13 protein-coding genes are annotated in these 13,976 nt (G+C 59.9%); 2 read left to right on the top strand and 11 right to left on the bottom strand.

Annotated elements, in window-relative coordinates:
• The first annotated feature begins 66 nt into the window (after positions 1-66).
• Together LG373_RS10175 and LG373_RS10170 are read left to right on the top strand one after the other, a co-directional pair.
• Entirely contained in the window at positions 67-1,188 is a 1,122-nt protein-coding gene (locus tag LG373_RS10175) for an aminotransferase (RefSeq protein ID WP_225749723.1), read from the top strand.
• Positions 1,189-1,411: 223 nt separating this feature from the next.
• Positions 1,412-1,999: a helix-turn-helix transcriptional regulator gene (locus LG373_RS10170; RefSeq protein WP_216529973.1), complete on the top strand. Its 588-nt coding sequence runs from the start codon at positions 1,412-1,414 to the stop codon at positions 1,997-1,999.
• 4 nt (positions 2,000-2,003) lie between these two features.
• Here the strand turns inward: LG373_RS10170 and LG373_RS10165 are convergent, their stop codons facing one another.
• From LG373_RS10165 to LG373_RS10115, 11 genes are all read right to left on the bottom strand, one after another.
• The gene (locus LG373_RS10165) at positions 2,004-2,474 is read right to left on the bottom strand and encodes a hypothetical protein (RefSeq protein WP_225749722.1); all 471 of its coding nucleotides are present in this window, start codon (positions 2,472-2,474) and stop codon (positions 2,004-2,006) included.
• Positions 2,462-2,899 carry a hypothetical protein gene (locus LG373_RS10160; protein ID WP_225749721.1) on the bottom strand — a complete coding sequence of 146 codons (438 nt, stop codon included), beginning with the start codon at positions 2,897-2,899 and terminating at the stop codon, positions 2,462-2,464. The genes LG373_RS10165 and LG373_RS10160 overlap by 13 nt, the downstream gene beginning before the upstream one ends.
• A gap of 331 nt (positions 2,900-3,230) precedes the next feature.
• Positions 3,231-4,715 carry a glutamate decarboxylase gene (locus LG373_RS10155; RefSeq protein ID WP_225749720.1) on the bottom strand — a complete coding sequence of 495 codons (1,485 nt, stop codon included), beginning with the start codon at positions 4,713-4,715 and terminating at the stop codon, positions 3,231-3,233.
• 169 nt (positions 4,716-4,884) lie between these two features.
• The gene (locus LG373_RS10150) at positions 4,885-6,369 is read right to left on the bottom strand and encodes an amino acid permease (protein WP_225749719.1); all 1,485 of its coding nucleotides are present in this window, start codon (positions 6,367-6,369) and stop codon (positions 4,885-4,887) included.
• A 175-nt stretch (positions 6,370-6,544) separates the two neighbouring features.
• Positions 6,545-7,141 (bottom strand): TetR/AcrR family transcriptional regulator, encoded by a 597-nt coding sequence (locus LG373_RS10145; RefSeq protein ID WP_114567323.1) that lies wholly within the window; start codon positions 7,139-7,141, stop codon positions 6,545-6,547.
• A 141-nt stretch (positions 7,142-7,282) separates the two neighbouring features.
• Positions 7,283-8,581: an MFS transporter gene (locus tag LG373_RS10140; protein WP_114567324.1), complete on the bottom strand. Its 1,299-nt coding sequence runs from the start codon at positions 8,579-8,581 to the stop codon at positions 7,283-7,285.
• Positions 8,582-8,845: 264 nt separating this feature from the next.
• On the bottom strand, positions 8,846-9,406 hold the full coding sequence (locus LG373_RS10135; protein ID WP_216529971.1) for a hypothetical protein: 561 nt from the start codon (positions 9,404-9,406) through the stop codon (positions 8,846-8,848).
• Positions 9,407-9,490: 84 nt separating this feature from the next.
• Positions 9,491-10,630, bottom strand: a complete 1,140-nt coding sequence (locus LG373_RS10130; protein ID WP_114567326.1) for a DMT family transporter — start codon at positions 10,628-10,630, stop codon at positions 9,491-9,493.
• 235 nt (positions 10,631-10,865) lie between these two features.
• Complete coding sequence (locus tag LG373_RS10125) at positions 10,866-12,014, bottom strand: serine/threonine protein kinase (protein WP_225749381.1); 1,149 nt, start codon at positions 12,012-12,014, stop codon at positions 10,866-10,868.
• Positions 12,015-12,629: 615 nt separating this feature from the next.
• The gene (hypD, locus tag LG373_RS10120) at positions 12,630-13,724 is read right to left on the bottom strand and encodes a hydrogenase formation protein HypD (RefSeq protein ID WP_114566441.1); all 1,095 of its coding nucleotides are present in this window, start codon (positions 13,722-13,724) and stop codon (positions 12,630-12,632) included.
• Between the two features lie 8 nt (positions 13,725-13,732).
• Positions 13,733-13,972, bottom strand: a complete 240-nt coding sequence (locus tag LG373_RS10115) for a HypC/HybG/HupF family hydrogenase formation chaperone (RefSeq protein WP_114566454.1) — start codon at positions 13,970-13,972, stop codon at positions 13,733-13,735.
• Between the last annotated feature and the right edge of the window lie 4 nt (positions 13,973-13,976).

The following is a 13,976-nucleotide window of genomic DNA, read 5'->3' as shown; positions in this document are numbered from 1 at the left end:
CAAACCAACACGCAAAGGGAGACGGGCTCAGGCTCGTCTCCCTTTTTCAACAAAGGAGGGCTTCGCATGAACATCGCAACCATCGGCGTGGAAGACTGGCTCAACGTGTGGGAGAAAAGCGCCACGTACGACATAGCCCAATCCACCATCGCGTCTATGACCATGGGGGAGATTTTGGCGCTCGACAACGAGGAAGGCGCCACGTTTTACGAGCGCCTGAACCGCGAGAAGATGAACTACGGCTGGATCGAAGGATCGCCCGAATTCAAAGCCGAAGTGGCCAAGCTGTACCGCGCTGGCAATCCGGGCAACATCCTGCAAACCAACGGCGCAACGGGCGCGAACCTGCTGGCGCTCATGGCGCTGGTGGAGCCCGGCGACCACGTGATTGCGGAATACCCCACCTACCAGCCGCTGTACGAGATTCCGCGCACGCTTGGTGCCGAAGTGGAGTACTGGCACATCCGCCAGGAGCACGACTGGAACCCGGACATCCGCGAACTCGAACAGCTGATACGCCCCAACACGAAGCTCATCTGCATCAACAACGCCAGCAACCCCTTGGGCACCGTGCTCTCGGCCGACATGCTGCAGCAGATTGCCGACATCGCGCGCTCGGTGGGCGCGTACGTACTGTCCGACGAAGTGTACCTCCCCTTGCAGGATACGGAGTCGTTCGTTTCCATGGCCAACCTGTACGACAAGGCCGTGGTATCCAACAGCCTTTCCAAAACGTACTCCGTGCCGGGCGCGCGTATCGGGTGGATCGTCTCCAACGACACGGAATTGGTCGATCGCTTCCGCGTGTACCGCGACTACACGATGATCTGCGACGGCGTGTTCAACGACGCCCTTGCCGTGCACGTGCTGAAGAACCGCGAGAAGGTGCTCGAGCGCAACCGGGCCATCGTGCTGAACAACCTGGCTATCGCCCAAGAGTGGATCGACAACGAGCCGCGCGTTTCCTGGGTGCCGCCCAAAGCGGTGTCCACATCCTACATCCAGCTTGACATTCCCGTAGACGACGAGCAGTTCTGCATCGACCTGCTGCGCGATCAAGGCGTGCTGCTGGTTCCCGGCAGTCGCTTCGAGCTGCCGCGCGGCGCGCGCTTGGGATACTGCGCCGCTGAAGCCACGCTGCGCGAAGGCCTTGCACGCCTGAGCACGGCCTTGAGGCAGTTCGACTAGCATCGACCGCGCCGGCGGCAACGCGCGTCCCCCATCTTTTCACGCCCTCTTACGCTTGGCTCGCAAACGCGTCCCGAACGTAAGAGGGTTTTATTTTCCCAGGTCATACGCATGCAAAAACCTTTTGACAGCAAATCCTCGATCCGCGGAAGCCTATGTCGAAATCATTTGGTGGTACCATGGCCAACATCATGGCAGCCTCTTAGCCGTCGAAAGGACGCGCGTGGAACTAAGCAAGCAAATCAAGCGGTATCGGATGCAACGAGGATTGTCCCAGGAAGATTTGGCCGGCAAGATCTACGTATCACGGCAAACCGTCTCGAACTGGGAAACCGACAAGACCTATCCCGACGTGCAAAGCCTGCTGCTCCTAAGCGTTCTGTTCGACGTCACTATCGACGAACTGATCAAAGGAGACATGGAAGCCATGAAAGAAGCAGTCGAACACGACGGAAAGAAACTGAACGCCCTGGGACTCGTCATGCTCGCGTTCGCCCTTGCAGCCGTGGTGATGGTCGTAGGGGGCATCTCGTTTTGGGGCTGGGGCATCGTGCCCAGCACGATCATCGCTCTCTTGCTCTACGGCGTTGCCATGGCGGCCGCCATTGCAGCCGAGCGCCTTAAAAAGCAGCATGACTTGGTGACGTACCGCGAGCTCCTGGCCTTCCAAAAAGGTCAGCCCGTCGACCGGGACTGCCGAAGCAGCAGGCGCGCTCGCGAGCATCGCCCGCTTAAAACCGCCCTGTTCATGCTTATCGGAGCCTCGGTCGGCGCCTGCCTCGGCTACTTCGGCTTCATGTTCTTCGGATAAGCGGTCACGCCTCTTCCTCGACGAGCATCCCCCGAAGCAACTCCTCGCGCAGCGCGAGGTGGGCTCGAGTGAACTCGGGATCGACGTAGCGCAGCCGCTTGCCCGTCAGGTTCGCTATCTGACGGGCAAGCCGGTTGAACGCGCCGCCATCCATCACCTGCTTTCGCGAGACGGTCAGCACGGTGAATCCCAGCGAGACGAGCGTTCCGCGCCGGCGCGCATCGCTCTCCTGCCGCTCGGGATCGAGATGGTACCGCGCGCTATCGTATTCGGCCGCTAGATTCGAGTCCGGCCAGCACAGATCGCATTCGCAGTACCTTCGATCCGCGAGTTTCCTTATATGGGTAGGCACGTCCACACGGTAGTTAAACTGCGGCTTCTCGATCCCGTATCCGCCCAGCCGATACGGCAGGCACAGCAGAAGCGCCAGCACGGTCTCCATCGGAGACGCGGCGTTCTCCATCACGAAGCCCAACGCGCGCAGCGCCTCCGTGCGCCCATAGGCGTACTCTGCACTCTCGACGAACGCTCGCAGCCAAGCTGGATGAGCCGAGCAAGGCTCAGCTTGCTCGCCATCTGCAAAAAGCAAAATTCCGGCGTGCTCACGAAGAATCCTTGCCCCGCGTCCACCACCGACTCTTCCGGCAACGAGCTTCGCACGTGACAGACGATGCTCCCCGTTTGAGTCCGCGCCGATGCGCTGCCGACGAGCGCATGCACCGGAATACTGCATCCACCCGGTCGACGATTGCCCGCAGAAAGACGCGGCTTCTCCTGCGCCTGCAGCGCTTTTCGAGCGCGCGCGGTGGCTGACCGGCGCTTTTTCAACCCCTGCAGGAATCGAGGGCCGACCGTGCGCCAGTATTCCAGAGCCGATTCGTATCCGATGATCACAACCATACGCGCATCATACACTTTTTGGCAGAGATTAGAAGGTTTGTGGCTCATGAACGCGAGAAATTCCGCCTATAGCGAGCAAGTGATTACATAATGCCTGGTCGCAGATTTCATCTTCCCTTTTCGTGCGCGTCGTCGCGAGCCAAAAGCCACAAACCTCGGAATCTCTGCCATTTTCGAGCCCTCCGCGGGACGCTACCCAGGTTGCCATCCCGTACGCTGCTTGCATGCAGGTTGCTTGCACGCACGTTGCCATCCCGTACGTTGCCTGCACGCACAAGTGCCCCGGCCAACGTAGGCCGGGGCACTTGCAATCCTGCGGAAGCCGCCGCCCCTACCTCGCCTTGGCCGCGTCCTCCGTCTTGCCGCTTACGCTGGCGGCGCTGCGCCCGCCATGATCGAACCCGGTGTTGATGACGCCCTGCGTGTTGCCCGTCACGAATCGAGCCTTGCTCAGCGTATCGATTTCCTTCTTGATGTCCTCCACCAGCTTGACGCACAGCTGCATCGAAAAGTCCTGGCGCGCCACCACGCGCTGCACCGTCGTTTCCTGCAGGTCGGCGGGCATCGGGTACGCGGGCACCAGCCACCCGTTCATGCGCAGGCGATCGGACAGGTCGTACAGCGACCACGCCACGTCCGCATCTTCCTTCAAACCCCAGCACACAATGGGAATGTGGCCAGCATCTTCGTACAGCTCGAACATGCCCATGTCCTTGATCTCGGCGGCAAGGTAGCGGGCCACGTCAAGCGTACGTTCCTGGATTTCCCGGAACCCCTCGAAGCCGTTGCGCATCAGCACGTAGTACTGCCCCACAATCTGGGAAGCCGAGCGCGAGAAGTTGATGGCCATGGTTGCCTCTTCGCCGCCCAGGTAGCTCACCCAGAAGATCAAGTCCTCGGGCAGCGCTTCCTTGCTGCGCCAGACGACCCAGCCGATGCCCGGATAAACCAGGCCGTACTTATGCCCGGAGCAGTTGATGGACCACACGTTCTTCAAGCGGAAGTCCCACTCCAGGTCAGGCTCCACGAACGGCGCGAACATACCGCCCGACGCACCGTCCACGTGGATGCGAATCGGCAGCTTCGGGTGCTCCTGGTTGTACGCCTCCACCAGTTCGTTCAGCTTCTTCACGTCGTCGAACTTGCCGGTATATGTAATGCCCAGAATTGCCGTGATGCCAATGGTGTAGTCGTCCACATAGTTCATGACCGTGTCCATGTTGAGCGACAGATGGTCCTTCTCAAGCGGAACCAGGCGCATCTCGATATCCCAGTAGCGACAGAATTTTTCCCAACACACCTGATAACCCGACGAAATGACCAGGTTCGGACGCGTGGCGGAATAGATGTCCACCCCGGCTGCCGCAGCCAGCTTCTTCCACCGGAACAGCATGCCCAAGCCGCCCAGCATGCATGCCTCAGACGACCCGACGGTCGACGTGCCCATGGGCTGCTCGTTCGAATCGGCATGCCACAGGTCGCCGATCATGGCCACGCAACGGTTCTCCAAGTCGGCCGTCATGGGGTATTCGTCCTTGTCGATGGCGTTTTTCTCCATGGTCTCGGCCATGATCTTCGTGGCCATGGGCTCCATGTACGTCTGGCAGAACGTGGTGAGGTTCTGCGTTGCGTTGCCTTCGATGGACAGGTATTCCTTGATCATCTCGTAAGCGATGCGCGGCTCGACCGGCTTGTCGTTCATCTTCATGAGCGGCATCTGCGCATCGCTTGCCTCAGACCCGAAGATAGGCGTCAAGTAGCGCGTTCCCTCGTCCATGTTCTCCAAAATCTTGCTCGTAGTAGATTGCTTGTCCATGATGAGCCTCCTATGCATCCTTTGTTGTATGGTGCTTGTCATTGCCGCGCGCCAAGTCCTGGAGGCGCGCATTCGCGGCAGCAGCCGCAACGCCCGCACCGCCGGACACGCCCGTGCCCGCCGCTGCTCCCGGTCCCGCAGGGCCATCGGAAGCAGCCTCTTCCGGCGCTCACCGGTGCCGCAGCGCGTAAATCGCAAACGGAATAGCCACCGAGACCGCGAACGCCACCACCAGCGTTGTTTGGTACACGAGGTTCGCCTGATCCGAAAGGTTCGACGACGGGAAGAACGATATGATCAGCGTTGCCACCGTCATGAACAGCCCCGCCCCCGCCACAACAGCCTTGAACGGCGTGCCTCCGGGAAGCTGGAACGACCGCTGCAGGTTCTTCTTCTTGAAAACAAGGACGAAGTACCCCAGGAAGAACAGCACGTATCCCACCAGGTAAATGACCACCGTCAAGCCGATAGCCGTCAGGTACCCCACCGACGAGCTCGAGCCGCCGGAAAGCGCGATGGAGCCGCACAGTACCGCGTCCCACACTGTTACGATGATCGCCTGAATCACGACCGTCTTCACGCTCACGCCATGCTTGTTCACCTTTTTGAACGACGGCGGAAGAATGCCGTCATGCGCGGTATCCAGAAGCGCGCGCGACGGGCCTACGATCCATGCGGAAATCTCCGCCAAAACGCCCAACGCCAGCAACAGGGCAACCACGAACACGACCCACTCCATAGAAGGGCCGATATGCGTCACGAAGATAGCGCGGAACGCCTCGATCACGCCGAACGATAGGTTGCCGTCCAGAACGGATGCCGGCAGCGTAGTGGCAACGGCCAGCCCGCCCAGCGCGTCCAACGCAATGGTCAGCACCGCTAGAACGATCATGGCCAACGGGTAGTTTCGGTTCGGGTTCTGCAGCTCGTTCACGTGCGAAGCCGATGCCTCGACGCCCATGTACGCCAAGATGAACGACGCAAAAATAACCAGCGTGTCAACCTTCGTGAAATCGGGAACGAACGTGGCAGCATCCATGGTGATCTGAGATACGCCGCCCGTGGCGAAGTAGTAGATCAACCCTACGAGCAGCACCAAGACCGGCACCAGAATGCCGCCGATGAAGCCGACCTTCGAAATGCGCGCCGTGAACTTCGTGCCGCCCAGCTGCGTCAACGTAAGAATCCATACGATGGCCGCCACGCCGAAGAACATCACCAACGGGTTGTCGTACAGCGCGTCCCATTTGACCACGTACGCCAATGCCGCCAAGATGAAAAACGCCATGGTCACGAACCCTACGGTAATTTGGAACCATTGGAAGAACAAGGCCGCAAAGCCCCAACGCCTCCCTAGCGTATTGCCGACCCAGGCAAAAATGCCGCCCGATTCCCACCCCTTGACCGTGGCCATCTCCGCCGCGCACATCGCAACGGGCAGAAACCACAGAATTCCGCCGATGATCAAAAAGAACACCAGCTGAAAACCTGACGAGGCGAACGAGGGGTACTCGTACACCGTCATCACCATGGATGCGGTGATAGCGAAGAACCCGAAGAACGTCAGGGATCGCGTAAACGAGGGCCTGCTCGCTTTGCCTACGGGACCCGGATCGGCTGCGGCAGCTGCCGCTTGTCGACGAGGTTCGCTCATACTGCTTCACTCCTTCCTTTGCACCTGCGCGCGCTTCTACGGATTGCTGCAAATCGGCACGCGAGCGCACGGTCGCGCGTGCCTGCAACCGTTGTATCAAAGGAAGGAGTCGCAAAAGCAGCGACGGGAAGGCGTTAACCTTCCCGTCGCTGAAACGTTGGCTGTAGATTGCTTGCTACCGGGCGGCGCGCCCGTACACCTCGATCGCCGAAGCAAGCAGCTCGGATGCGAACGAAGACACGTCGTAGCCTTCGGAAATGGCGGCTACGGCAGCGCCGTCCACGATGGTGCCCACCATACGCGGCGGCATGTCGATCTGCGCGTGCGAGAGAATGCGACCAATAGCGGCGTCCAACGAAACGCGGCCCTTCTGGTACGCTTCGGTAACCACCTCGGATTCGGCAGCGGCGATCAGCTGAGCGTAGTGAGCCGAAGGAACAACGCTGTCATCCGGCAAGCACGCGCGAATCAGCAGGTCAACCACATGCTTGCGGCACTCTTCGACCTCCATGCCCTCCGCCGCCGACGCAGCCTTCTCCGCACGCTCCGCCCAAAGCTGTATGTTGTAACGGCCCGCCTCATGAAGAAGCTGTGTCACGGAATCAAAGTAGTAGCCCACCGAGGACGATGCGGCCCCTGCCCATTTCGCCACCTTGCGGTACGTGACCGCCTTCGGTCCCTGCTCGCGCAAAAGCGCCGCGGCCGCAAGAACCAACGATGTGCGCGTGATTTGCGCCTTCAACGATTTAGGCGTTTGCGTTGTCTCGCTCATAGGCCCTCCATCACCTCGGCGGCACGCCTTCGCGCCGCCTTGTGCACGGACGCCGTTCGAGCCAGCAAGCTCGAACGGCGCCGCTTCTTTCATGCCTTGTTGTGCAGCAAGCACAACCCTTAAAACAGCAGCTCAAAGAGCCTATACGTCGGCCAGATCCTTGCCCGTGTGCTCGTGCGACAGAATCATTGCAACAAGCGCCAGGCAGGACACGCCCACCATGTACCACGCCGGAGCCAGGTTGGATCCGGTGGCGGCGATCAGCGCCGTAGAGATAAACGAAGCCGATCCGCCGAAGATCGCATTGGCCATATTGAAGGACAGCGCGAAACCGGTGTAGCGCACAGCCGTGGGGAACGTCTCGGTCAGATAGCTGGACAGCGTACCGTCGTTGATGGTCAGCGCCAAGCAGAGCACCAGCTCAACAGCCAAAACGATGAAGAAGTCGGCCGTGTTGAGCAGCATGAACGCCGGCACCGTCAAAACGATGAACGACACGCACGCAATGATCAGCATCTTCTTGCGGCCGAACTTGTCGGACAAATGACCGCTTCCGAAAATGAACGCCACGTACACGATCAAGCTGATAGTAGTGATCAGCGACGACTGGCTCGGATCCATGCCCACGGCCGTCTCCAGATACACGGGCAGGTACGTAAGCACCACGTAGAAGCCCACTGCGTTCAGCACGCAGGCGCCGAAGGAGATGAAAAGCTCCTTGGAGTGATGGCGGAACAGGTCGCGAATGGGATGGTTCGAGTCGTCGGTTTTGTCGATGGCCTTCTGCATCTCCTGATACGTCGGAGAATCCTCAAGCTTGGTACGAATGTAGTGCGCAATCAAGCCAAGCGGACCGGCCAGCAAAAACGGAATGCGCCAGCCCCAATCGTTCACGGCCTCGGTAGGAAGCACCGAGTACATGATGGTGGCGAACGTCGAGCCGACCAGCAAGCCGACCGCCGTCGACGCCGGTACGAGCGAGCAGTACACGCCGCGCTTGTCCTTCGGCGCATACTCGGCCAAAAACGTTGCAGCACCTGCGTATTCGCCAGAAGCCGAGAAGCCCTGAACCATGCGGAGCAACAGCAGCATGATAGGAGCCGCCAAGCCGATGGTCAGGTAGCCGGGCAGCAAGCCAATGCAGAACGTGGCGCCCGTCATCAAGAAGATCGAGGTGGACAGCGCCCACTTGCGACCCTTCTTGTCGCCCATGCTGCCCCAGAAGATAGCGCCGATCGGGCGCAGAAGGAACGACAGTGCGAACACGGCAAACGTTTGCATAAGCGCAAGTGCCGGGTCGTCGTTCGGGAAGAACACGTTTGCGATCACAATCGCGAAGTACGAGTACGTAGCGTAATCGAACCATTCGATGAAGTTGCCAAGAAAGGACGATACGGCTACCTTTTTAAGCGTGCCTTGTGTGTCAGAATTAGCTTTCATGGTAATCCCCTAAGAAATGAACGGCCACGTCAGAAAGAAACGCAGACCGCCGGCGTATAAGTTGCTCCATTGAAGCCCCCTAACAGTCGGGAAAACGCCTTTACTGAGGTTATAATACCCCAAGTGCCTCCGCTTCAATGCAAGTCGTTACTTAACGTATCGCGAATTGGGAGCGAGGGGCACCGATGCCAGCCCCATTTCGGCATCGGGAAAAGGGGGACCCGCTTATTGCAGCATAAGCGGGTCCTTTGCACAAATAGACTATCAGTACTCGTCAAGCAGATCCGCTTGCGCCTTGCTGGCGCGGAAGATAAAGGACTTCTTGGCCTTCTGGCCGCCCTGGGCCAGCTTGGCCAGGATGACCCTCTTCAGGCGCGGGTAGTCGCGCATGCCGTACCAGGCGAACGCCGTGCCGCCCGTGTACGCTTCCACGATGCTGTGGACGGGCAGGCTCGCGTCGCGCTTGGCGTCGAGCGCCAGGTACTCCTGGATCTCGTCGGCGCACAGGTCGCGGATGACCTCGGCGCTGATCTCCAGGTCGTGGGCCAGCTGGTTGAGCTGGTAGTCCACCTCGGCGGCGTCGGCATGCGGGAAGTACGTCACGTCGTAGGTCACCGCGGACAGGCCGGAGGCCTTCGCGAACCCGAGCAGATCGGCAAGCGACATCATCTGCACGTGGTCCTCGGTGCGCTCGGCGATGTCGAGCTCGGCGGCGAATCCCTGGAAGCCGTTGCCCTCGAACGCGGCGCGCAGCTCCTCTTCAGTCAGCGGAGCTTCGAACTCCATCTCGGTGGCGATGTGAGTCAGGTTGCTCGTGATCTTCATAAACCACACCTTCCTTTCCGGTTATGGGTTACCGCTTGATAGCGGAAAGGCATGCACCCGGAAATCGGGTGCATGCCGCCAAACCTACTGCAGGTGCTCCTTGGCTTCTTCCTCGTCCAAGCGAGCGGCAAGATTCTCGCGAATCTCTTCCTCTTTCCTCTGCTTGCGAGCGGTGAGCATGCCCTTGATGGAGGGGATAGCGCCGCCGCCGATGATGAGGATACCGCCAAGAATCGTGTTGATGGTCAAGGCTTCGCCGAACACAACCAGGCCCACGAAGATGGCCACGGGAACTTCCCAGTACGCGATGGTGCCGTAGTCAGCAGCCGGCAGGTTGCGGCCAGCCACCAACAGGAAGCCCAGAGCCAGAGGACCGCAGATGACCCAAAGAAGCAGGGCGCCGATCCAGTTGAATGCGGTGAAGTGAATGTTGAGAGCCCAGTTCTCCATGCCGGGGTTTGCACCCAGGGCGTTCAGCACAACGGTGATGGCGCCGGCACCGAGCACGGCGAAGATGAAGTTCCACACGCCACGAGCCGTGGTGTCGGCATCCTTGCGGTAGCCGTTGAAGAACATCGAAGCGCCATAGAAGAAGCCGGAAGCCAAACCGAATGCGTCGCCGAGGCCCTTCTGCGGGAACTCAGGCGTGGACGGAACCAGGTTGAAGTCTACGAAGAAGCCGGACTCGTTGAAACCCATCAGGTTGTTGCCGAACAACATACCGATGAACACTGCCACCAGGCATACCCACTGCAATGCAGACATGGGTTCCTTGCGGAAGATGCGAGCGAGCACTACGCAGACGACAGGGCCGATGTAGATGAACAGAACGGCGTTCGAGATGGTGGTCAGCAGCGTGGACGTTACGTAGCACGCCAGCGACATGCCGATCATCAAACCGCCCAGCGCGATTGCCGGGGTCAGCTTGAGCTTCTTGAACGTCTCAACCTTGCCCGTAGCGAACATGATGACGACGAAGAACAGCACGCCCATGCTCATGCGGCCCACGGCCATCAAAGCGCCGATGGAGTCACCGGCGTTCAGGCCCATCGCTCCGTCGAACATGTCCGTACGAGTTGCCCAGCGGCTGAACAGGGGCACCAAGCCCATGCCCGTCGCCGAGATCAGCATGGCAATGGTGCCAAGGCCGATCTTCATCTCGTAGCCGGTCGAGCCGTCATCGGCCGTTGCGGTCTTGATTTCCTTGTTAGCGTTGTCTGCCATTGGTCCTCCTTAAACCAGTAGCAACAAAATAATCCCCTCTACCCCTCCGCAACTCGTGCCATGCGAGACCGAATTAGGGATGCGACAGCCCTATTCGACCTTATATGGCCGAATCACACATGCGGTAGTTGTAGGTTGGAACCAAAAAGGGGACCTGACTCTTATTCGGAACCAGATCCCCTTTCTGTTGTACGAGACTACTCTTGCTTCAGCAAGGGTTGGTCAGGTTAAGCGACTAGTCGTTCCACATCTCCGGACGGACCAGGGTCGGGTCGGCGACGCGGTTCGGGAAGTAGTCGAGGCACTCGCCCTCGCGGTAGACGTCCGCCGTGGAGCAGTGCAGGCCGCCGCCGAAGGCGTAGGCGCCGCGCAGGTCGACGGGGATGACGTTCATGCCGAGCTTGTCCATCTCCTCCTGCTGGTAGACCTCGGAGGCCTCCACGATGACCGTCTTGGGGTCGAGGACCAGGCAGTTCATGGACAGCCACACGGAGCTGTAGCAGAACTCGGGCGGCTCGGAGTGCGCCGGCTGGGCGGCGTCGACGATCTGCCAGTCGTTGGCCTCGAAGATCGCGCGCTGCTCCTCGGGCAGCTTGCGCTGCGGGTTGTTGATGATCAGGCCCGGGCGCAGCGGCACGAAGGTCGCGTCGATGTGGATCGGGTACGGGTCGCCGGGGAAGTTCACGGCGTGCACGCGGTACTCGGGGTAGTAGCGCTGGAACCAGTCCATGGCCGTGCGGTTGGTGGTCAGGCCGTGCTGGATGAACAGGTCCTTGCCCATGCGCATGACGTCGGCGGCGTCCCACATCGGCTCGACTTCCGTCGTGACGAAGTCCTTGTTGGCGGTGCGCACCAGGCGCTCCTCCAGGCTGATCTTCTCATCGTAGTAGTTGTGCTTGTAGGACTTGTCCGTCAAGCGGGGACGGGGGGCCTGGGTCCACAGGAAGTCCGGGTCCTCGTCGAAGTACTGCTTCATCAGCGGCCAGTAGGCCAGGTACTCGAAGTAGCGGCAGCGGAAGGAGTTGGCGGAGGCCATGATCTCGTTGCCGATGGTGAGCAGGATGTCGCGGGGCGGCATGCAGGTCATCATGGAGTCGTTGCGGAAGTCGGGCGTGCCGATGGCCTGGTTCCACTGCAGGGGCGTCGGGCGGTCGACGACCACGCCGCGCTCCTCGAGCGCCTTCACGAGGTTCTCGAGGCAGGCGTTGCCGACCTCGACCGTGCGCAGCGGGCGAAGGCCCCACATGCCGCGCATCTCGGAGTCGACGGGCACCTTCTCGGAGGTCGCGGGCTCCTCGGGCGGGATGACCGAGTTGTCGCAGAGGCCGACGATCACGCGCTTCAACGGATCCCAGTCGTTCCAAGAATTGACTATCTTCGCCATGACAGTCTCCTTTCTCCGGCAGCGCATCCTGCGTTGCCTAAAATGGGTGGCACACTATTGTGTACTGCAGCTCAGCCGGCAAAAGTGCCGCGGCTGCAGGAGAACTTTGGAGACAGATGGTTCATGAAAGCTCCTCGGAATCCTACCGTGGCATGTTTGCCAGATTTGCCGATGAGCAAGTTATACCATCTTTTTTGTTCACCTGCAACATGAAATTTACGAATAGTTTTAACCATTTTGAAATCATTATTGTTCAACTGCACAATAATTGAGAACGCGCTATTTCGGGCCATTATGCAATTTTTGCCCCCATATTGGATATTTCCCGATTATATTCAGAAGCGCTCGTATAAAACGTGAAAAAATTGAAGGGGCATGCACAACGATGCGGCTCTAAAACGCCCTGCAAACCGTCCCTGCATGCACAATATCGAAGCAAAAAAATTTATTGCCAACTTTAAGCAGGGTGCAAGAAAAAGCACAGAGTTGAGCACCTTGCCAAAACGAATCGGTTTTGGGCGCGCGGCCGAGCAGCATGCCGCACGGCGCAGCGCACCGCAAAATCCTCGAACAAGGGCGCGTCCCACCGCAAGCACCGGGACGCGCCCTTGCCCGCTAGTAATATCGGTAATAAGCGGCGCAGCTGCCTTCGCTTGAAACCATGCATGGACCCACAGGGTTTTCGGGCGTGCATACCGTGCGAAACAGCGGGCACTCGTCAGGCGCCATGATGCCGCGCAGCACGTCGCCGCAACGACAGCCCTTCGGATCCTGCGTAGGCTCCACGGACGGCGCAAAGCGTCTTACGGCATCGAACCGAGCGAACCGCTCGCGAATGCGGTACCCCGATCCAGGTATCTCCCCCAACCCGCGCCACGTAGCGGGACAGGTCTCGAACACCTCGTCGATGGCCGCCAGCGCAACGGGGTTGCCCTGCGGCATGACGCCGCGCGCATACGCTATCTCGATGTCTGCGCGACCCTCGTGAAGCTGACACATGATCATGGCGATGCCTTGCAGCACGTCAACGGGTTCGAACCCAGTGATGACTCCCGGAATGCCGTACTTCTCAGCCAGGAAGCGGTACGGCTCCACGCCGATGATGGTGCTTACGTGGCCAGGCAGGATAAGCGCGTCCACCGAAAGGCGCGGATCGTTGATGATGGCCTCCAGCGCGCCCGGCATGTTCTTGTGCGCGGCGAACACGCTGAAGTTCTTCAGGTCCAGCGCGGCGGCTCGCTTGATGGCCATGGCCACCAAGGGCGTCGTGGTCTCAAAGCCCACTCCCACGAACACGATCTGGCGCTCGGGCTGCTGCTGCGCCAAGGCAATGGCATCGAGCGGCGAGTACACGATCTGCACGGAACGTCCCGACGCCTGCTCTTTAAGCAGGCTCGACGTTGAGCCTGGCACGCGCGTCATGTCGCCGAAGGTGGCAATGGTGACGTTCGGGACGCGCGTGAGCGCGATCACCGTGTCGATATCCTTGTTCGAGGTCACGCACACCGGGCAACCGGGACCCGATGCCAACCGCACGCTTTCGGGCATGAGGTTCCGAATGCCGTTGCGCGCGATAGCCACCGTGTGGGTTCCGCACACCTCCATGAGCGTAGCGCCCTGGACAGGCGCTAGCTTGCCTATGGAGTCGATCAAACCGCGCGCCAGTTTCGGATCCTTGAACGCTGCCAGCTCTTGTTCAAGATTGGCCATGGCTCCCCCTAGGCAGGAATCTCGTCGCCGGCAAGATCGGGAAACTCCCTGATCAGATCAATGGTTTCCTGAGCAAAGTCGGGGTCGACCACCTCGATGGAAAACCCTGCATGCACCAGCACGAAATCACCGACGGCCGCCTGCGGCGTCAAGTCAAGGGATATGTCGCGCGTCACGCCCAAGATGTCGACCGTTGCCAGACGATCGTCTTTGAGCTCGATCACTTTCGCGGGTATTGCCAAGCACATGGTC

Source organism: Paraeggerthella sp. Marseille-Q4926 (assembly GCF_916618935.1).
GTDB classification, from domain to species: domain Bacteria; phylum Actinomycetota; class Coriobacteriia; order Coriobacteriales; family Eggerthellaceae; genus Paraeggerthella; species Paraeggerthella hominis.
The sequence above is the reverse complement of the archived record's forward strand: the minus strand, read 5'-3'. Positions and strand labels throughout refer to the sequence as shown.

Excerpts from the sequence above, each read along its gene's own strand:
- LG373_RS10175 (WP_225749723.1), top strand. The coding sequence starts at position 67 with ATGAACATCGCAACCATCGGCGTGGAAGACTGGCTCAACGTGTGGGAG.
- LG373_RS10160 (WP_225749721.1), bottom strand. The coding sequence starts at position 2,899 with ATGGTTGTGATCATCGGATACGAATCGGCTCTGGAATACTGGCGCACG.
- LG373_RS10155 (WP_225749720.1), bottom strand. The coding sequence starts at position 4,715 with ATGGACAAGCAATCTACTACGAGCAAGATTTTGGAGAACATGGACGAG.
- LG373_RS10150 (WP_225749719.1), bottom strand. The coding sequence starts at position 6,369 with ATGAGCGAACCTCGTCGACAAGCGGCAGCTGCCGCAGCCGATCCGGGT.
- LG373_RS10145 (WP_114567323.1), bottom strand. The coding sequence starts at position 7,141 with ATGAGCGAGACAACGCAAACGCCTAAATCGTTGAAGGCGCAAATCACG.
- LG373_RS10140 (WP_114567324.1), bottom strand. The coding sequence starts at position 8,581 with ATGAAAGCTAATTCTGACACACAAGGCACGCTTAAAAAGGTAGCCGTA.
- LG373_RS10135 (WP_216529971.1), bottom strand. The coding sequence starts at position 9,406 with ATGAAGATCACGAGCAACCTGACTCACATCGCCACCGAGATGGAGTTC.
- LG373_RS10130 (WP_114567326.1), bottom strand. The coding sequence starts at position 10,630 with ATGGCAGACAACGCTAACAAGGAAATCAAGACCGCAACGGCCGATGAC.
- LG373_RS10125 (WP_225749381.1), bottom strand. The coding sequence starts at position 12,014 with ATGGCGAAGATAGTCAATTCTTGGAACGACTGGGATCCGTTGAAGCGC.
- hypD (WP_114566441.1), bottom strand. The coding sequence starts at position 13,724 with ATGGCCAATCTTGAACAAGAGCTGGCAGCGTTCAAGGATCCGAAACTG.
- LG373_RS10115 (WP_114566454.1), bottom strand. The coding sequence starts at position 13,972 with ATGTGCTTGGCAATACCCGCGAAAGTGATCGAGCTCAAAGACGATCGT.